17 protein-coding genes and 1 riboswitch are annotated in these 19,836 nt (G+C 59.4%); of the genes, 14 read left to right on the forward strand and 3 right to left on the reverse strand.

Annotated elements, in window-relative coordinates; all coding sequences use genetic code 11:
* Positions 1-211: 211 nt before the first annotated feature.
* From ACP7B1_RS04415 to gyrB, 3 genes are all read left to right on the forward strand, one after another.
* Positions 212-2,026: a S10 family serine carboxypeptidase-like protein gene (locus ACP7B1_RS04415; RefSeq protein WP_426136588.1), complete on the forward strand. Its 1,815-nt coding sequence runs from the start codon at positions 212-214 to the stop codon at positions 2,024-2,026.
* Complete coding sequence (locus ACP7B1_RS04420; RefSeq protein WP_426136589.1) at positions 2,019-2,447, forward strand: hypothetical protein; 429 nt, start codon at positions 2,019-2,021, stop codon at positions 2,445-2,447. Before ACP7B1_RS04415 ends, ACP7B1_RS04420 begins: the two co-directional genes overlap by 8 nt.
* A gap of 270 nt (positions 2,448-2,717) precedes the next feature.
* Positions 2,718-5,159, forward strand: coding sequence for a DNA topoisomerase (ATP-hydrolyzing) subunit B (gyrB, locus tag ACP7B1_RS04425; protein ID WP_223612206.1), 2,442 nt, complete (start codon positions 2,718-2,720; stop codon positions 5,157-5,159).
* Positions 5,160-5,193: 34 nt separating this feature from the next.
* Here the strand turns inward: gyrB and ACP7B1_RS04430 are convergent, their stop codons facing one another.
* Positions 5,194-5,559 carry a transcriptional regulator gene (locus ACP7B1_RS04430; RefSeq protein ID WP_346306374.1) on the reverse strand — a complete coding sequence of 122 codons (366 nt, stop codon included), beginning with the start codon at positions 5,557-5,559 and terminating at the stop codon, positions 5,194-5,196.
* Entirely contained in the window at positions 5,556-5,852 is a 297-nt protein-coding gene (locus ACP7B1_RS04435; protein WP_346306373.1) for a toxin-antitoxin system TumE family protein, read from the reverse strand. The genes ACP7B1_RS04430 and ACP7B1_RS04435 overlap by 4 nt, the downstream gene beginning before the upstream one ends.
* Before the next feature lie 284 nt (positions 5,853-6,136).
* On the opposite strand from ACP7B1_RS04435, the gene ACP7B1_RS04440 reads away from it, so the two are divergent.
* The 11 genes from ACP7B1_RS04440 (at position 6,137) to thiD (ending at position 17,031) form a co-directional block, all read left to right on the forward strand.
* Positions 6,137-7,192, forward strand: coding sequence for a dipeptidase (locus tag ACP7B1_RS04440; RefSeq protein WP_346306372.1), 1,056 nt, complete (start codon positions 6,137-6,139; stop codon positions 7,190-7,192).
* 28 nt (positions 7,193-7,220) lie between these two features.
* Positions 7,221-8,831: an ABC transporter substrate-binding protein gene (locus tag ACP7B1_RS04445; protein ID WP_426136592.1), complete on the forward strand. Its 1,611-nt coding sequence runs from the start codon at positions 7,221-7,223 to the stop codon at positions 8,829-8,831.
* Positions 8,832-8,858: 27 nt separating this feature from the next.
* On the forward strand, positions 8,859-9,926 hold the full coding sequence (locus ACP7B1_RS04450; RefSeq protein ID WP_223612202.1) for an ABC transporter permease: 1,068 nt from the start codon (positions 8,859-8,861) through the stop codon (positions 9,924-9,926).
* A complete protein-coding gene (nikC, locus tag ACP7B1_RS04455) occupies positions 9,923-10,858 on the forward strand; it encodes a nickel transporter permease (protein ID WP_223612201.1) in 936 nt (311 codons plus the stop codon). The genes ACP7B1_RS04450 and nikC overlap by 4 nt, the downstream gene beginning before the upstream one ends.
* A complete protein-coding gene (locus ACP7B1_RS04460; protein WP_223612200.1) occupies positions 10,855-11,688 on the forward strand; it encodes an ABC transporter ATP-binding protein in 834 nt (277 codons plus the stop codon). The genes nikC and ACP7B1_RS04460 overlap by 4 nt, the downstream gene beginning before the upstream one ends.
* The gene (locus ACP7B1_RS04465) at positions 11,685-12,458 is read left to right on the forward strand and encodes an ABC transporter ATP-binding protein (RefSeq protein WP_346306489.1); all 774 of its coding nucleotides are present in this window, start codon (positions 11,685-11,687) and stop codon (positions 12,456-12,458) included. Before ACP7B1_RS04460 ends, ACP7B1_RS04465 begins: the two co-directional genes overlap by 4 nt.
* 125 nt (positions 12,459-12,583) lie before the next feature.
* Positions 12,584-13,540, forward strand: coding sequence for a TadE/TadG family type IV pilus assembly protein (locus ACP7B1_RS04470; protein WP_346306490.1), 957 nt, complete (start codon positions 12,584-12,586; stop codon positions 13,538-13,540).
* 56 nt (positions 13,541-13,596) lie between these two features.
* Positions 13,597-13,699: riboswitch (TPP riboswitch) on the forward strand.
* Positions 13,700-13,810: 111 nt separating this feature from the next.
* Positions 13,811-14,554 carry an ABC transporter permease gene (locus ACP7B1_RS04475; protein WP_346306491.1) on the forward strand — a complete coding sequence of 248 codons (744 nt, stop codon included), beginning with the start codon at positions 13,811-13,813 and terminating at the stop codon, positions 14,552-14,554.
* Between the two features lie 38 nt (positions 14,555-14,592).
* Positions 14,593-15,546: an ABC transporter substrate-binding protein gene (locus ACP7B1_RS04480; protein ID WP_223612196.1), complete on the forward strand. Its 954-nt coding sequence runs from the start codon at positions 14,593-14,595 to the stop codon at positions 15,544-15,546.
* A 25-nt stretch (positions 15,547-15,571) separates the two neighbouring features.
* Entirely contained in the window at positions 15,572-16,234 is a 663-nt protein-coding gene (gene thiE / locus ACP7B1_RS04485) for a thiamine phosphate synthase (RefSeq protein ID WP_346306492.1), read from the forward strand.
* Complete coding sequence (gene thiD, locus ACP7B1_RS04490; RefSeq protein WP_346306493.1) at positions 16,231-17,031, forward strand: bifunctional hydroxymethylpyrimidine kinase/phosphomethylpyrimidine kinase; 801 nt, start codon at positions 16,231-16,233, stop codon at positions 17,029-17,031. Before thiE ends, thiD begins: the two co-directional genes overlap by 4 nt.
* Here the strand turns inward: thiD and ACP7B1_RS04495 are convergent.
* Complete coding sequence (locus tag ACP7B1_RS04495) at positions 16,973-19,813, reverse strand: DUF2339 domain-containing protein (RefSeq protein WP_346306494.1); 2,841 nt, start codon at positions 19,811-19,813, stop codon at positions 16,973-16,975. The two genes, thiD and ACP7B1_RS04495, sit on opposite strands and share 59 nt — an antisense overlap.
* Positions 19,814-19,836 lie beyond the last annotated feature (23 nt).

Raw genomic sequence — 19,836 nt, forward strand, 5'->3', positions numbered from 1 at the left:
CAATGTCCCGGCTCTTCGCCGGTTTGCCGTCGGCGTATCGACCAATGGCTAATTGACGAGGTATGGCCAGGCAGGGTGTACTCATCCCAAGCACCGCCATTTTTGTGAGACAGTCGAAACGGCTGACCGAAAATCAGATTTGTTCTCAATTTTTATCTCATTGTATCAATAGCTTAAGTATTTTATCGATTTGTATTATGAGGTTGTGACCATGGCTTTCCGCCTGTACTGGCTCCTGCTGGCGGTATTTCTCGTCTCCTGCAGTGGCGGTTCCGATTCCGAAAAATCCGCTTCAACCGCCTTGTCAGGAACTTTTACCGCCCCCAAGCCCGTGCAGCCGGTGCCCGGGAGTGCCGTCTTTGCCTATGAGCCTTACGATGCGGTGGACCGCCTGGCTGTGAGCGAAACGCCTTCCAGCAAGGCGCAGACGATCAACCTCAAGGGGAGCGTCATTCCGTTCACCGCAACCGCCGGTCATATGATCGCCTATGACTGGGAAAGTGCCCCGCCGAAGCCGGTTGATCTGGCGCGACTCGATGCGCAAGCCGCCATTTTCTATACGGCCTATACGCGTGATGACCTGCCGCGCGAAACCCGCCCGGTTACCTTCGTGTTCAATGGCGGGCCGGGTGGTTCATCCGCAGATCTGGACCTTGATTTCCTTGGGCCGAAGAAAATCGATACGGTGTCGCCGGAATTGAGACTGCTCGACAATCCCGATACCCTGCTCGACAAAACCGATCTTGTGTTTGTCGATCCGGTTGGAACAGGTTATTCCACAGCGATCCGGCCGTATGAAAACGCGGATTTCTGGGGCGTCGACAGCGACGCCAAGGTCCTGCGCGACTTTATCACCCGTTACATCAACCTCACCGGCCGGCAAAGCTCACCGAAATATATTTACGGTCTATCCTATGGCGGCATGCGTGCGCCGATCATCGGGCGTCGGCTCATCGAAAGCGGCAGTCGCGATTATACGGCTGGCCCGGACGGCAAGCCGGCCAATATCCTGGCCGGACTGATCCTGAACTCACCGATGCTGGACTTTAAAACAGACTGCCGCCAATCCAACGTCTCCTGCGGGGGAGCGCTGCCGACCTACGCCATGGTTGCCGCCTATCACGGCAAACCCGCCGGACGTCAGGATCTGACGGCCGAGGACCTGAAAACGGCCGATCCAGCATCTGTGGCACCAAAGATCGCGAGATTTCTGTCGGATGTCCGCACATTTGCCATCACCTTCAACAGCCTGTATCTGGCCGTATTCCCGGGCGTTTCGCAAGCGGCCTCTGGCCGAATCCAATGGGACGCTTACCTCAAGGCACCCAACGGGTTCGTTTCGGACGCAGGTCAACCCAATGCTGAAGATTTCCTCAATAGGCTCTACACCCTTACCGGAATAGGCAAACCATACCAGAAAGGGAATATGTCCAAGGACAATCCCTGGATCGAAACGCCCAATCTCAATCCCATGCAATTCCTTGAAAAGTTCGATCCGGCGCGGGGTAAGCTTGTCATCAATGACGGACGGCAGTTTTTGCCCAGACAGGCAATCGACCCCTCGTTGGATCGGGCCGATATTTATTATGATTTCATAAAGACCTATCAGGCCGGTTTCATGAACTACAGGTCGACGTCGCAGTATCTGGGTCTCAACGGCGGCGTCATCGACAACTGGAAGTTATTGCCTGATCCAAGGCTGCCGGGTGCCGAAGGCAGGTTGGGAACCAGTCTTCCGGATATGGCTTTTGCCTTGACCTTGAATCCCAATCTGAAGGTTCTCATCCAGCACGGTTATTACGACCTCAACACCGTGTTTCATCAGACGGAACTGAACATAACGCGCGCTGGCTTGGCGGCGAAGGTGCCTGTCAAAACCTATGAGGGCGGTCACGGAGTGCTGCCCGGCAAGACCCGTTCCTATGAGCGTGTCATGCAGGATATCGATACATTCTATGCCCAGCCCCTGGCGAACATGATTGCCGCGTTGAATGCGCCTCTCGCAGCAGGGGATAGCCATGAATAAATTTGCTTTGTGGATGACCACGGTTTTGCTCGCTGTCAGCGCACAAGCACCGGCCTCCCATGCCGGGGATTCCATCAATCTGACCGGGCCGGATCCGGACATGCGGACGCGCGCGCCACGCGCCATTCCGCCGCGTGACCCGCCGGGACAGGGAAATCCCGAGCCGGTCACGCCGGAGGGCATGGACAGCGCCAACGACCGCCGTATCCGTTCTCTGTTTGAACAGGCGGCTGACCCTGCCACGCAGCGTGTCACCGTCGCTTCGGCGGAAAAAGCCGGCGTGGGCTATTTTGCCGATCATTTCAGAGAAATCGATCGTGACGAAAGCGGCAGTCTCGATTTCGCCGAGGTCAAGGCGTTTTTCGACACCCGGTCTCCCATTGCAAGGCCAACGTCGACCGGAATCCAGATGATCAGATAGCGTGCACCGCTGTGTTCCGGTCCGTGGTGTGGCGCCCGGAATGAATTGCGCGAGAAGGTACGCCGCGCTCAGCCTGAATCTGTGCATACTGCAGGGTTCAGGCACGGATTTCCGCGTTGATCAGGCGTTTTTTAGCCATGATCCGTGGATAGCCTATAGGCTAAGAATTGGAAAAATGTACATTAACCACTATATCTAGGTCTGTAGCCGGGCATGATTCGCCCGGGTCCTTCACGCCAGTTCACGGCGCCAAGAAAAGATTGAATTTATATGAGTGATACACCTGAGATGACGACCGGAACTTCACCGGAATATGGTGCAGATTCTATCAAGGTTCTCAAGGGGTTGGATGCTGTCCGCAAGCGCCCGGGTATGTATATCGGCGATACGGACGACGGTTCCGGCTTGCACCACATGGTTTATGAAGTCGTCGACAACGCCATTGACGAGGCGCTGGCCGGTCATGCAACGCGCGTCACTGTCACGCTCAATCCCGACGGGTCCTGCACCGTCACGGACAACGGACGCGGAATTCCCACAGATATGCACGAGGAAGGCGTCTCCGCAGCCGAGGTCATCATGACCCAGCTGCACGCCGGCGGTAAGTTCGATCAGAACTCCTACAAGGTGTCAGGCGGTCTGCATGGCGTGGGTGTTTCCGTGGTCAACGCCCTGTCGGTCTGGCTGCGCCTCAAGATTCGCCGTCAGGGCAAAATCCATGAAATGAGTTTCACCCATGGCGTTGCCGATGCTCCGCTGCGGGAAATCGGCGAGTCCAATGGCGAGACCGGCACGGAAGTGTCGTTCCTGCCCTCGACCGACACATTCACCATGGTCGAGTTCGATTTCAAGACGCTGGAACATCGTCTGCGCGAACTGGCTTTCCTGAATTCCGGTGTTCGCATCCTTCTGGCTGACCGCCGCCATGCCGATCCGGTCGAGCTCGAGCTGTTTTATGAGGGCGGGCTGACGGCCTACGTCAAATATCTCGATCGCACCAAAAAGGAACTGGTCAGCGAACCGATTTATATTCGCGGTGAACGCGATGACACCACGGTGGAAGTCGCCATGTGGTGGAATGACAGCTATCACGAGAATGTTCTGTGCTTCACCAACAACATTCCGCAGCGCGATGGCGGGACGCATCTCGCCGGTTTCCGCGGTGCGCTGACGCGCCAGATGACCGGCTATGCCGAAAACACCGGGCAGGCGAAAAAGGCAAAGGTGTCGCTGACCGGCGACGATTGCCGTGAAGGTCTGACCGCCGTTCTCTCCGTCAAGGTGCCGGACCCGAAATTCTCGTCGCAGACCAAGGACAAGCTCGTTTCATCCGAAGTGCGCGCGGTCGTCGAAAGTCTCGTCAACGAGGCCTTGTCGAGCTGGCTGGAAGAACATCCCGCCGAAGGCAAGGTTCTGGTGGAAAAGGTCATCCAGGCTGCATCCGCCCGTGAGGCTGCCCGCAAGGCGCGGGACATCACCCGCAAGAATTCGCTGAGCATCAGCTCGTTGCCGGGCAAGCTTGCCGATTGCCAGGAACGCGATCCGGCCAAGTCGGAAATCTTCATTGTCGAGGGCGATTCCGCCGGCGGTTCGGCCAAGGGCGGCCGCTCGCGCCAGAACCAGGCGATCCTGCCGCTGCGCGGCAAGATCCTGAATGTCGAGCGTGTCAAGCTGGACCGCATGCTCTCCTCCGACCAGATCGGCACGCTGATCCTGGCGCTGGGAACCAGTATCGGCAAGGACGAGTTCAACCCGGACAAGCTGCGGTACCACAAGATTATCATCATGACCGACGCCGACGTCGACGGGGCGCATATTCGCACGCTGCTGCTGACGTTCTTCTTCCGCCAGATGCCGGAACTGATCGAGCGCGGCCATATCTATATCGCCCAGCCGCCGCTTTATAAGGTGTCGCGCGGCAAGTCCTCGCAATACATCAAGAATGAAGCGGCCTTCGAGGAGTTCCTGATTGATTCAGGCCTTGAAGAGGCGTCGCTCGAGCTGACCGGCGGCGAAGTGCGGGCCGGCACCGATCTGCGGTCTGTCATCAATGATGCGCTGGCTGTCCGTCATCTGCTGCTGGGCCTCAATACCCGCTACGACCGTGCCGTCGTCGAGCAGGCGACCATTGCCGGCGCGCTCAATCCGGAAGCCATTTCCGATACGCCGCGTGCCGAGCTTTTGGTGAAGGAAGTCGCTGCCCGCCTCGACCTGATCGCCGAAGAAACGGAAAAGGGCTGGACCGGCCGGCTTGCAACGCCCGATGACGGTGTCGACGGCTATGTCCTGGAACGTTCGCTGCGCGGCGTCAAGGAAACCGTGACGCTCGACATGGCCTTGATCGGTTCGGCCGATGCGCGCCAGCTCGACCGCTATTCCCCGCGCCTGCAGGAAGTCTACGGCAAGCCGCCAGTCCTGCGCCGCAAGGAAAAGTCCGAATCCCTGGCCGGACCGATTGCCCTGCTTGAGGCGGTCTTTGCCACGGGACGCAAGGGCCTGTCGCTGCAGCGTTACAAGGGGCTGGGCGAAATGAACGCCGATCAATTGTGGGAAACCACGCTTGATCCCAATGCCCGTTCGCTGCTGCAGGTCAAGGTCAATGACGCGACAGATGCCGACAGCCTGTTCTCAAGGCTGATGGGCGATGATGTCGAGCCGCGCCGCGAGTTCATTCAGGACAATGCGCTCAGCGTTGCCAATCTGGACGTCTGATCCCGGACAATCATCCCGGCTGCGGGCGTTGCCGTCAGGCCACCGCCCGCAGGTCAAAATCGGCGTGAATGATGTCGAACGGCACACAAACCTTTGCATCCTCGGTACGTTCGACAAGACCCCAATGGATCAAGGCCGTTACATCGTCGTGAACCCGCTTCACATCGCGCCCGAGCGAGCGGGCAAGCCCGCGAATGCTGGACGGACCTATCTTTTGCAAATGCTCGATCAGTTCCCAGCGTTTGGGCGTGATGATTGAAAACAGTTGGGCCGGCGAACTGAACGTGAATGTCGCAACCGGATCGGCGCTTCCCTTGTTCCAGGTGTTGGTAAATCCCTTGGCAGCGTCACGCATGACTGTGTTCGTATCGCTGCATATCTGGATCGCTGCCCGTCTCATTTGACTATTCTCCTGTCAATTTCCGAATAAAAATCGGTGATCAACGCCTCGACGGAGATGAAGCGATACGGATATTCCCGCCCATCGAGATGGCAGTGATCGCCTTTTCCTCTTTCATTGTCGTATCCGACAATCCGCCTGCCGTGACGTCCCCAGAAAAGCCGGTATTTGTAAGGATGCACGCTTCCTTTGACCGGTATGGGAACGGACCAGATGATCATCTCCATGATGGAGCCATCAGCGAATATGCTCTTGTGCCGATAGATCAGTTTGGCGCCGATGTTGTCAATCATGCCAACGCATTCCCCCGTTGTCAATCATGCCAACGTTCCAGCGATATTTCGCCTTCCTATGGGTAGCAAGTTTGGCAATCCCCAGCCACGATCCACAGGTTGCAACCCGTCCGCATGGGCGGCCCGGCACAAATGGGGTTGCTCTTATACTTTTGTACAATTCCTATCTTGCCTGTTCCTCTGCGACATGATCTTTTGTCAAAGAAGAAGCACGCAGCACCGGACGTTGATGAAACGATTTATCGGTGGGCGTGCCTTGTTGGGTAACCTGAGTGGGAATTGAAATGCAGCCTGTCTTTGATGGTCACAACGATGTGCTTTACCGGTTGTGGAAACATTCAAAAGACGGCGCCGACCCGGTCCGCGAATTCATTGAAGGCACTACCTCAGGCCATATCGACAAAAGCCGCGCCCTGAAGGGCGGGCTCGTTGGCGGCCTGTGCGCCATCTATGTTCCGTCAGGCGATCTTGCCTTCAAGGCGCCCGATGCCAAGGGGCATTATTTTACGCCGCTCGCTGCGCCGCTCGAGCGCGCACCCTCGCTCGACATCTCCCTGGAAATGGCCTCGATTGCGCTGCGTCTGGAACAGGCGGGCGGATGGAAGCTGTGCCGTTCCACCGCCGATATCGAGGAGTCGGTGGCCAACGACCAGTTCGCCGCGGTTCTGCATATCGAGGGCTGCGAAGCGATCGATGCCGATCTGGCGGCACTCGAGGTTTTCTACGCGGCGGGGCTGCGCTCGCTCGGGCCGGTCTGGAGCCGCAACAATGTTTTCGCTCACGGGGTTCCCTTCGCCTATCCGTCCGACCCGGATACCGGTCCCGGTCTGACGGCGGCGGGCGAGGATCTGGTCAGGGCGTGCAACCGCCTCGGCATTCTCGTTGATCTTGCCCATATTACGGAAAAGGGCTTCTGGGATGTCGCCCGGATCAGCGATCAGCCGCTGGTTGCCAGCCATTCCAATGTTCATGCGCTCACGCCGATCGCGCGCAATCTGACGGACAAGCAGTTCGATGCCATTCGCGAGCGCAAGGGGCTGGTCGGCCTGAACTATGCGGTCGCGATGCTGCGTCCGGACGCCCGCGAGAATGCCGACACGCCGCTCAGCGATATGGTTCGCCACATCGACTATATGGTCAATCGCATGGGAATCGACTGCGTGGCCCTTGGCTCGGATTTCGATGGTGCTAAAATCCCCAGCGAAATCACTGATGCGGCGGGCAATCAGGCGCTTGTCAAAGCGCTGGCGGATGCTGGATATTCAAGCGAGGATCTTGCAAAGATTTGCTACGGAAACTGGATGCGTATCCTGCAGTCCGCTTGGCATGAAACGAACTGAAACAACACAAAAAACAGGGGTGACTATTATGTTGATCAACCAGTTAAACGCGAAATTCCGGCTGCTTGTCGGAAGTGCGGCGCTCTCCGCGCTCGTGATATCCGGCGTGCCCGCATGGGCCGCAACGCCAGCCGATACGCTGGTCGAAGCTTTTGCCATCGACGATGTGATTACACTTGATCCCGGCGAGGCCTTCGAGCTCACCATGGGCGAGATCAACGGCAATACCTATGACAAGCTGGTGCGTCTCGACATCAATGACCCCTCGAAGATCATTCCGGACGTTGCCGAGAGCTGGACGGTTTCCGACGATGGCCTGACCTATACGTTCAAGCTGAAGCCGGGCCTGAAATTTGCTTCCGGCAATCCGCTGACCGCTGAAGACGTCGCCTATTCCTTCGAACGCGCCATCAAGATCGACAAGAGCCCCGCCTTCATCCTCACCCAGTTCGGCCTGAAGCCGGACAATATCACCGAAAAGGCCAAGGCAACGGATCCGAGCACCTTCGTTTTCACCGTTGACCAGCCCTATGCCCCAAGCTTCGTGCTCAACTGCCTGACATCGACGGTTGCATCCGTCGTCGACAAGAAGCTTATCTCGCAGCATGTGGTCGACAATGACTACGGCAATGCCTGGATGAAGACCAATTATGCCGGTTCCGGCCCGATGAAGATCCGCGACTGGCGCGCCAACGAAATCCTCGTTCTGGAGCGCAACGACAATTATCACGGCACCAAGGCGCCGCTCAACCGCGTCATCTACCGCCATGTCAAGGAAAGCGCCACGCAGCGCCTGCTCCTGGAAAAGGGCGATATCGACGTTGCCCGCAATCTGGAGCCCAACGATCTGGAGCAGGTGGTCAAGAACAGCGACATCAAGACGACCAGCGCAGCCAAGGGCACGATCTATTATTTCAGCCTCAACCAGAAGAATGCGAACCTGGCCAAGCCGGAAGTGCGTGAAGCGCTGAAATATCTCGTCGATTATGATGCCATCGGTGAAAAGCTGATCAAGGGCATCGGCGAAATCCACCAGACCTTCCTGCCGAAGGGCATTCTGGGCGAGCTGGACGAAAAGCCCTATTCCCTCAACGTGGCGAAGGCCAAGGAGCTTCTGGCCAAGGCCGGCCTGAAGGATGGTTTCTCGGTGACGATGGATGTGCGCAACGGCCAGCCGGTGACGGGCATTGCCGAATCCGTGCAGCAGACCTTTGCCCAGGGCGGCGTGAAGCTGGAGATCATTCCCGGCGACGGTAAGCAGACGCTGACCAAATACCGCGCCCGCACCCATGATATCTATATCGGTCAGTGGGGCGTGGATTACTGGGATCCGAACTCCAATGCGGAAACCTTCACCAGCAATCCGGACAATGCCGATACCGGCACCAACAAGACGCTCGCATGGCGCAATGCCTGGGATGTGCCGGATCTGACCAAGGAAACCAAGTCGGCCCTTCTGGAACGCGACACTGCCAAGCGCGCCAAGACCTATGAGGATCTGCAGAAGAAGGTTCTGGCAACCAGCCCGTTCGTTCTCCTGTTCCAGCAGACGGAAGTTGCCGGTATCCGCTCGAATCTCAAGGGTTTCAAGCTCGGACCATCTTTCGATACCAATTACGTTTTCACCGTATCGAAATGATCAGGGCAAGCGCCCAAGGCTGAAATTATGACGACCACAGAAACACAACTGGAGGCCAGGCGTTCAGGCGCCTGGGCCTCCGGCCTTGCCATTGCTATTGGCCGCTTCGTGCTGATCGGCGCGATCACTTTCCTCGGCCTTCTCGCCGTGACTTTCTTTATCGGACGGGTCATTCCCATCGATCCCGCCCTGGCGATCGTCGGCGATCGGGCCCCGGCCCATGTGGTCGAGCGCGTGCGCGAGGAATATGGCCTGAACCTGCCGCTCTATGAGCAGTTTTTCATCTATGTGAAAGGCGCGCTGCAGGGTAATTTCGGCAATTCGGTCTTGACCTCCAATCCTGTCATGACCGACATCCGCCGGGTGTTTCCCGCCACCATGGAGCTTGCCACGTTCGGCACGCTCATCGGCACGCTTTTCGGCGTACCGCTTGGGGTCCTTGCCGCGGTCAAACGTGGCAGCCTGATCGACCAGATCGTGCGTCTGATCGGCCTTATCGGCTATTCCATGCCGATCTTCTGGCTCGGATTGCTGGCGTTGCTGGTCTTTTACGCCAAGCTTGGCTGGACTTCGGGTCCGGGCCGCATCGACGTCATCTATGAATACACCTTTACGCCCATTACCGGCTTTTATCTTCTCGACGCAGTGCTTCAAGGCAATTGGGACGCCTTCTGGAATATCTTCTCATTCATCATCCTGCCCGCTTCGCTGCTTGGTTATTTCTCGCTTGCCTATATCAGCCGCATGACCCGCAGTTTCATGCTCAATGAGCTGGAACAGGAATATATCGTTGCCGCCCGCGCCAAGGGCCTGTCGGAAACCCGTATCATCTGGGCCCACGCCTTGCGCAACGCCGCCGTGCCACTGGTGACGGTCATTGCCCTGTCCTATGCCAATTTGCTTGAAGGTTCAGTCCTGACCGAAACCGTCTTCTCGTGGCCGGGCCTCGGCCTGTACATCACCAATTCCCTGCAAAACGCGGATATGAACGCGGTCCTTGGCGGCACCATCATCATTGGCGCAGTGTTCATTGCCATCAATCTTCTGTCTGATCTTCTGTATCAGGCGCTTGACCCACGGACGCGCGCACGATGAGCCAGACAATCCATACACCGCCTCCACCCATGTCACGCCGTCAATGGCTGATGAGTGACCGTCCGCAATCACGCCTGCAGGCAAGGCTTGGCCGCGCCTATCTGGTGTGGGGCCGCTTCGCCAGCAACCGGCTGGCGCTTGCCGGCCTTGCCATTATCGTCGCCCTGCTGGTGGTTGCAGCATTGGCCAATGTTCTTGCGCCGCATTCACCCGTTATCGGCGACCTGCGCAATGCGCGCCTGTTGCCACCCGGTGGTGATTATTGGCTCGGCACCGATGATCAGGGCCGCGATATTCTCTCGCGCCTCATCTACGGCTCGCGCCTCACGCTCTATGTCGTGATACTCGTGGCGATCATCGCAGCGCCCATTGGCCTGATCGTCGGCACCGCTGCGGGTTATGCGGGAGGCTGGGTCGATTCCATCCTCATGCGCCTCACCGATATTTTTCTGGCTTTCCCAAAGCTTATTCTCGCACTTGCGCTTGTCGCAGCCCTGGGACCTGGCATCGAAAATGCGGTCTTTGCCATCGCCGTGACGTCCTGGCCACCCTATGCGCGTATTGCGCGCGCCGAAACACTGACGATTCGCAATTCCGACTATATTGCAGCTGTCCGCCTGATGGGGGCCTCGCCGGTCCGCATCGTCCTGCGGCACATCATGCCGCTCTGCCTGTCCTCGCTGATTGTCCGTGTGACCCTGGATATGGCCGGTATCATCCTGATTGCCGCGGGTCTTGGCTTTCTTGGTCTCGGCGCTCAGCCGCCATTGCCGGAATGGGGGGCGATGATTGCGTCGGGCCGCCGCTTCATCATGGATCAGTGGTGGGTTGCCGCAGCACCGGGCTTTGCCATTCTGATCGTCAGCCTAGGCTTCAATCTGTTGGGCGATGGCCTGCGCGATGCGCTTGATCCGCGAGGCAACAACCAATGAGCACGCTTTTGACTGTCAAGGACCTGCGGGTCCAGTTTCCGACCCGGACGGGTGTGGTCGATGCCGTGCGCGGCGTATCCTTTACGCTCGGCCGCGAACGTCTCGGCATCGTCGGCGAATCCGGTTCGGGCAAGTCCCAGACCGGGCGCGCCATCATGGGGCTGACGCCGCCGCATGCGAAAATTACCGCGGAGACGTTGAACTTCGATGGCATCGACCTGCTGAAAGTCTCGGCTGCGGAACGGCGGTCGCTGCGCGGCAACCGGATTGCCATGATTTTGCAGGACCCAAAATATTCGCTCAATCCGGTCATGAGCATCGGGCGGCAGATCGTCGAGACGCTGCGCACCCACGAAAGGGTCAGCAAATCCGAGGCGCGCAAGCGCGCGCTCGACATGCTGGCCGCCGTGCAGATCCGCGATCCCGAACGCGTCTTCGACCTCCATCCGCACGAGGTTTCGGGCGGCATGGGGCAGCGCGCCATGATTGCCATGATGTTGATCACCGGCCCGGAACTGCTGATCGCCGATGAACCGACCTCGGCGCTCGACGTGACTGTCCAGCTGGATGTTCTCGCCATCCTCGACAATCTGGTGCGCGATCGCGGCATGGGGCTGATCTTCATTTCGCACGATCTGCGGCTGGTCTCGTCGTTCTGCGACCGGGTCATCGTCATGTATGCGGGCCATATCGTCGAGGAGATCGCCGCCAAGGACCTGCACAATGCCAAACATCCCTATACGCAGGGGCTTCTGAACTGCATGCCGAAAATTGGTGCCGATACCCATCCTCTCCCTGTCCTTGATCGTAAGCCGGAGTGGGCGGCATGACGACATCTCCTGCCAAAGCGCTTGTCGTCGACAAGCTTGAAGTCACGTTCGATCGTTTCCGTGCCTTGCGGGGTGTCAGCCTCGATGTGATGCCGGGTGAATCCTTCGGGCTCGTCGGTGAATCCGGCTCCGGCAAATCGACATTGCTGCGGGCGGTTGCCGGGCTTGCGCCAACCAGCGGCGGTTCGATCACCGTGAACGGCAAGCTGCTGGACAAGAAGCGCACCAAGGCATTCTATCGTGAAGTGCAGATGGTGTTCCAGGACCCCTATGGTTCGCTGCACCCGCGCCAGACCGTCGACCGGCTTCTGCTGGAACCTCTGGCGGTCCACGGATTTGCCGACATTGAAAAGCGAATCCTGCGCGCGCTCGACGAGGTGGGCCTCGGCTCCAGCTTCCGCTTCCGCTATTCGCATCAGCTGTCCGGCGGCCAGCGCCAGCGTGTCGCTATCGCCCGGGCATTGATCCTGGAGCCGTCGATCCTGCTGCTCGATGAACCAACGTCGGCGCTCGATGCATCCGTACAGGCCGAAGTGCTGAACCTGCTGGAACAGATACGCCGCGACCGCAAGCTGACCTTCCTGATGGTCAGTCACGATCTGGCGGTGGTCACCCACATGTGCGACCGGCTGATGGTCATGCAGAGCGGTGCCGAGGTGGAGCGCCTTTCCGCCGCCGATCTTGCCGCCCGCAAGGTGACGCAGGCCTATACGCGCAATCTGCTCGTTGCCAGCGAGGGTTTTGTGCGGCCGGGCGCACCCGCTGCCTAGGTCGTGCTTTATCGGATTTTTACCATGGTGCACGACTTATCGCAGATTGAGACAATCTGAACGAATTTGCTAAGCAGGCATTTACGGCATGGCCTTCATGGTTCGCTCAACAACCGGAGCGGGCTATGAGCAAATTCAAACAATTCCTGAGAGACAAGCGTGGGGCCACGGCACTGACCTTCGGTCTGCTGCTTGTGCCGCTTATGGGCATGACCGGTCTTGCCCTTGACTATACCGTTGCCTCAAATGAAAGAGTCAATTTGCAGAACGCCGCTGACACAGCGGCGCTGGCCGGTGCCTCCATCTTCACGGGTGGCAATGCACAGGCTGCCGAGGACAGGGCACGGGCCTTTTTGCGGGCCAATCTTGGCGCCAAGGCGAGCACTGTCAGTGTCAATTTCAGTGCAAAGGACCAGAAGGTTACCGTCAATCTGGGAGGGCAGACCAATACCCTCTTCATGTCGTTGCTGAACCAGAACTCAGTCCAGATTGGTGTGACTTCGACTGCGCTGGCGCCGTTGAAACCGTCAGAAGCCAAAATCATCTTGAAGGACATGTACGGCATTTGGGCCAAAAAGGTTTCGATTGTCGTCACTCGCCCTGGTTCAAGTAAGGAAGTGACGTTAGGCACCGTGTTGTATGAGGCCAAAGACAAGACTGCCCTCAATTGGCGAGGAACAGGGGTCAAAACCATGAGTCCGGCTGACGGTAACGTTGTGCTCGGCGACTACCAAACACTGTATATCAAAATGGAAGTCAAAAAGGACGGTTGTGATGTCGGCCGTTATAATTCCACAGCTGGTACAAACACAGTTACGTGTAAAACTGCATCGAGCGGATATAGGAATTATGACGCAACATACCAAACCAATGATGGAAATACTGTGGATCATCTCTTCGTTGACGGTGTGCAGCTGAAGAAAAACGGTGATACAAAGTTAACTGATCTGCTCAGTTGCGATAAGCAATCTCACGAACATGCTTGGGAAGACGGCGGTGGCTGGGACCAGCAAGATCTTTTCTACACGGTTATTTCCGGGTGCAAAGCTGTCGATGGGGAGAATGTCCGCCTGACCAACTGATGTCTGCAATCCTCAAGCGGCGCGATTGACTTTACGCCGCCGCCGCTCCATCATGACTTCATTCCGAGGGGGGCACTGTACAGTGCTGAGATAGCGTCGAGCTGGACCCTTGAACCTGATCCGGGTTATGCCGGCGTAGGAACGGGAATTGAGCATTCTTCACGCACTCTGCCTTGTCTTCGCACATATCCGGATCTCCACACGTTTGATGGAGTCCTGCAGATGCCGTTTTCGCTGAATCACCAATCGCCGAGTCTGTGACGGCCCGCCATGCGCATGCTCGTCCGCATCGCCGGAGCCCTGCTGGCTGTGCTTGCGTGCTGGCACCTCGCTGTCTGGATGCTGCAGCCGCCGCGCTTCATCCTGCCCGGCCCCGGTTCTGTCATTGCCGCCCTGATAGAGCAGCAGCATTATCTCCTGAGCAACGCCGCCATCACGGTGCTTGAGATCGTGCTCGGGCTGTTCTTCGGTGCCATCGCCGGAATCCTTGTTGCGCTTCTGGTGGCCGGCCTGCCGGGTTTCGGCCAGATCGTCTGGCCGCTCCTGTTGGTCTTGCAGGCGCTCCCGGTCTTTGCCATTGCGCCGCTTCTGGTTCTCTGGTTCGGCTTCGGCCTCGCGTCCAAGGTCGTCATGGCCAGCCTGATCATCTTCTTCCCCGTTGCCTCGTCCTTTGCCGATGCACTGCGCCGGACCAGTCAGGATCTGCTGGATGCCGCCGCCCTGACACAAGCCTCGCCGCTGGCGACACTGTTCCTCATCCGCGTGCCCAGCGCCTTGCCCGGCCTCGGTTCGGGCCTGCGTGTTGCGGCGGTCTTTGCCCCCATTGGCGCCGTGATCGGCGAATGGGTCGGTGCCTCGCGCGGACTGGGCTTCGTCATGCTGCAGGCCAATGCCCGCATGCAGACCGATACGCTGTTTGCCGCCCTTATCATCCTCGCCGTTCTGACCATCGTTCTGCGTTTCCTCGTCGATGCCTTCGCCGCACGTCTCACGCCCTGGGTGCAGGCATCATGACCGCCCCGTTTTCCCGTCCCGTTGATAAAGGAATGCCCATGTTTCGCCGCCGCGCGTTTGCCCCCGCCATCATCCTGCTAACCGCCCTGTCTCTCCTCGCATCACCCGCCGCGGCGGCAGACAAGCTGTCTGTCCTGCTGGAATGGTTCGTCAACCCCGACCATGCACCGCTGGTGATTGCCCGCGAAAAGGGTTTCTTCAGCGAAGCGGGACTGGACGTGGATCTGATCCCGCCGGCCGATCCGGCAGCGCCGCCGCGTCTCGTGGCGGCCAAGCAGGCGGACATCGCCATCGGCTATCAGCCCAACCTCTATCTCAGCCATGACGAAGGCCTGCCGCTGGTGCGTTTCGGCACCCTGGTGGAGACGCCGCTCAACACGGTGACCGTCCTCGCCGATGGCCCGATCAAGAGCCTGAAGGACCTGAAGGGCAAAAAAGTCGGGTTCTCCGTGGCCGGTTTTGAGGATGCCATGCTCGGCGCCATGCTGAAATCCGAAGGCTTGAAGACGGGAGATGTCGAGCTGATCAATGTCAACTTCGCGCTGTCGGCATCGCTGATCGCCAATCAGGTGGATGCCACGGTGGGCGGTTACCGCAATTTCGAGCTGACGCAGATGGCGCAGGAAGGTCACAAGGGAACGGCATTCTTTCCCGAGGAGCATGGCGTTCCCGTTTATGACGAACTGATCTTCCTGACCCATCCCGATCTGGCGAAAGACGACCGTTTGAAACGTTTCATCGGCGCCGTGGAAAAGGGAGCGATCTATCTGACCAACCATCCCGATGAGTCCTGGTCGCTGTTCGTCAAGGCTTATCCCGATCTCGACAATGCGCTGAACCGGCAGGCATGGATCGATACATTGCCGCGTTTTGCCAAGCGTCCCGCCGCCCTCGACCGCAGCCGTTATGAACGGCTCGGCGTGTTCATGCACGAGGCGGGGCTGATCAAATCGGTGCCCAAGGTGGATGACCTCGCCGTTGAACTGCAGTGAAATGATTTATTCGGAGAAAAAGACCATGCCAAATGTAGATTTCCGCCTGAATGCCATTGTCGATGTCGACACCATCGGCGGTGATGCCGATCTGGGTGCCCTGGCTTTGCAGGCCGCGCGGGGTGGCGCCACGATCATCCAGTATCGCGACAAGAATTCGCCGACGCGCAAGATGGTGGAGCGCGCCCGTGCCATCCATGCGGCCCTGCAAGGCACAGGCATCCCACTGCTTGTGAATGACCGCATCGACGTCGCGCTGGTGGCGGGTGTCGAGGGTGTGCATATAGGGCGCGAGGACATGCTGGTCGCCGACGCCCGCACGCTGCTTGGCCCCGATGCAATCATCGGCCTGACGGTGAAGAATGAAGCCGATGCGCAGGTGGCCATAAGCTCTGCCATCGACTATGCCTGCGTGGGCGGACTGTTCGAAACCCCTGCCAAGCACAATCCCGACGGCCCGATCGGTTTTGACGGGTTTGCCCGGCTGGCGGCCATCATCCGCGCGGCAAAGCCCGACCTGCCGGTCGGTGCCATCGCGGGCATCGATCTCGGCCGGGTCGCTCCGGCTATTCGCGCGGGTGCCGATGGGGTTGCTGTGATTTCGGCGATCTTCCGTCAGGCGGATCCGCGCGCCGCCGCACAGGTGCTGCGCGATGCCGTCGACGAGGCGTTGAGGGCAAACGCATGACCGCCATCGCCCTGACCATTGCCGGTTCCGACAGCGGCGGCGGCGCCGGTATCCAGGCCGACATCAAGACGTTCTCGGCGCTCGGTGTCTATGGCACGAGCGTGCTGACCGCGATCACCGCACAGAACACCCGCGGCGTCACCGCCATCGAGAACCTGAGCCCGGCTATCATCCGCGCCCAGATCGATGCCGTTCTCTCGGATATCGCGGTCGGGGCGATCAAGATCGGCATGGTTTCCACGGTCGAAACCATTGACACCATCGCGGAAGCCTTGAACCGCTGGCAGCGCAAGGCGGTCGTCGATCCGGTGATGGTGGCAACATCGGGTGATCCGCTTCTGCAGCCGCAGGCGGTGGAGGCGCTGCGCGCGCAGCTCCTGCCGCTGGCACTTGTGCTCACGCCCAATCTGCCGGAAGCCGCATTGCTGACCGGCATACCCGTAGCGGAAACCGAACGGGAGATGGCACGCCAGGCGGAGCTGCTGCTGAAGCTTGGTCCGGCGGCGGTGCTGATCAAGGGCGGTCACGGGCATACAAGCCTCAGTACCGACCTCTTGTTCGACGGCGCGTCTGTCACGCGCTTCGACGGACCGCGGCTCGCCACCATCCATGACCACGGCACGGGCTGCACCCTGGCGGCGGCGATTGCCAGCGGGCTGGCCAAGGGTCTTGATCTGCCCGTGGCAATCGGCGAGGCGAAAGCCTATCTGACGGCAGCCATGGCGGCCGCCGACGGGCTCAATGTGGGTCAGGGGCGCGGCCCGGTGCACCATTTTCATCGCTGGTGGGCGGCGTAGCCGCCGCCCCCGCATTGAGAATGCGCTGGTAGAACAGGCCGACGCCAACCAGCGACAGACCCAATCCGATGAAGGAGAGGGCCCGCAGGATGCCTTCAAGGTTCGACATGTCGAGCAGGAAGACCTTGGCGATCACAAGGAACACGATCGGTGCCGAGATCAGGCGCAATGGCCTGTTCTGCCGCCATGCGCCCAATCCGAACAGGCCAAGGCCGAACAGCAGCCAGACGGCCGAATAGGTGAACATTTCCATCGAGTCCACGCCCTTCCACAGATGAATGCTGCTGCCCCAGAAGAACACCCGGATGGTGAGCGTCACCCACGTGAACAGCATGAGGCCGGACAGGATCGCCAGGGCCATGGCGTAGTGCCGGGGGCGGTTGGCCTGCGTCATGACCAGCGGCAGGCCGAACAGCTTTATCTGCGGTTCGCCGAAGGCGTTGAGCGCCACGAGGGCCGCCAGCAGGCCCGGCAGCAGGTAGCCCATGAACAGGCTGTTGAAGATCAGGCCGCCGCCGACCGAGCCGTCAAACAGCGGATTGAGGAGAATGAAATGCTGCGTCACGGCCACAAGGATGCCGATGTAACCGACAATGAGCGCGGCGATGCGGTAGAGCCAGTCCTGGCCGCCCCGGCTCAGCATCATCAGTGACAATGATCCGCCGAGTGCGATGAGCGTGTAGAGTGACTGCTCGCTCAACGTTACATCGCCGCCACTGTCGAGCGTGCCACCGTTCATCCAGTGGCGGACGAGGATATTGACGAGCACAAAGCCTGCCAGCACGGCCAGAGCCTGCGCAAGCCGGTAAGCGGTGTCCTTGATCCCTTTGGCCAGCACGATCTGTGCAACGATCATGGCCGCGAAGAAGCCGCCGTAATTGAGCAGAAGCTGGTTGAAGAACGGTGTGGTGGACAGGCGGTCACTGCCGACGATCGTCGGATCGAAGAGGATATGCCCGAGGATGACGACGGCAAACACCGCCGGCGCAAAGCGCAGCACCGGTGCAAGGCGGGTGCGTGTGGCGAAGGCATAGACAACCGCCAGGGCACAGGCGGCCAGAACACGCCATTGCGGGTCGAACACCACGAAAAGGGCGAGCACAGCGAAACCGATGGATGCGGCGTCAAACAGCCATGCCGGGGATGCCGGCTTCACGTCGTCCTTCCACAGGCGCGTCAACCACGTCGCAGCGCCGAAGCCGGTGATTGCGAGCCCGACGGTGAGTATCTCTTCGGTTGGGGCAGGCGTGTTGCCGAAGATATAGAGCATCACTGTGATCATCACGAAGGGAATGGCGGTTCCCAGCGCCGCATAGGCAAGGCCGCGCACGATATCAGGCAGGCGGGCAAGCACCGTTGCGGCGAGAACACCGATGGCGGTGAAGGCAAGTGCGATGACTATGGCAAAGCTGCGATATTTCGCCGGATCGTAGAGCGGCAATCCCGAACCGTTGTAGCCGCTGTCCAGCAAGTGATGCATATCCACGAGGGAGAGCGGAACAAGCGCGATGAGGGCGGCTGGAACAAGAAAGGGCAGGGTCCGGCGTATCAGGAGCGGTGCCAATGCCGACACGGCAATAATGAGGGTTGCCAGGACCAGATAGCGCGACGATGCCAGCCCGAAAAGATCGTGCGAGACATAGCCAAGACCGAGAAGAACCGCACCAACGGCACCCGCTATGGTGATGGGATCGTACCAGGGTTCCGCGGTGCGGTCGAACAGGGTGTAGCCGCCGGGCTTCAGATGACTGAAGACGGAGAGGGCCAGCACGCTGACCGTCAACAAGCCAAGGGCCCCGCCATTCGGCATGGGGTCGAACCCGGTATAGGCCGCTCCCCAGAGCGCTGCGAGAAGTATCGCCGCGCCGCCGATCAACGGCCATGCCTTCGCCCGGGCGAGGACAACCGCGACGAGCGTGACGACCGACAGATAGGTCATGAAGCTGTAGGGCGCCGGTGCCTGCGCATTGACCAGGGCCGGTGTCAGGTAGGAGCCGATAAGGCCAAGACCGGCAATCCACGGACCGTGTTTGATGGCGAGCGCAAGGGTGGCAAGGCCGACGGCGCCCAATGCGAGAAAGGCGGTCGAACTGCCGATAAAGCCATAGATGCCGTGGGCGGCATAGACGACGGCAAAGAGGGCCGCTGATCCCGCAGCGGTGAGAACACCGGGAATATAATCCGGGCCCTCGACGGACAGGCCCAGCGGCTTTTCCTTGCGGCGCAGATATTCACCCGCGCCCAGAAGCAGCAGGCCGAAAATCGCACCAAGGCAGAGCCGGATACCGGGGCCGAGCAGTTCGTTCTCGATGGAATACTGGACGACGAAGATACCGCCAAGAAACAGCGCCACGCCGCCGATCCACACGGGCCAGTTGCGGCCAAGCGATCGCTCGAAATCGCCGTAGGACTTCTTTGGCCGGGCTGCCGGTACGGATGGTGCCGGTGTTGCGCGGACGGTGACAGGCGTTGCCGATGGCTTGCCCGACATGATTTCCGCCACTTTTTTCGGGTCCAGCCGCGCTGATGCCGCCATGGCCGGTATCGGTGTTCCCACGGGCTCGGCCGGGGGAACTGCGCGTGCCGGTGTCTCCGTCAAGGCCTCGTCGGCCCGGAAACGGCGAATCGGTTTTGCGGTTTCGCTGGCTGTCGGTGCCGGTTGTGTTTTTTCCGCAATCTGCCGTCGCAATTCTTCGACCTGCTTGCGTAGTGCGGTCACTTGCTGACGCGCCGTGGCCGCTACAACCAGTGCGATGATCGACAGAATGATGGAAAGACCCATGTGTGTGCTCCAGATTGCGCACA

Origin of the sequence: Phyllobacterium sp. SL163 (genome assembly GCF_049896885.1) — a bacterium.
Classification (GTDB): domain Bacteria; phylum Pseudomonadota; class Alphaproteobacteria; order Rhizobiales; family Rhizobiaceae; genus Phyllobacterium; species Phyllobacterium calauticae.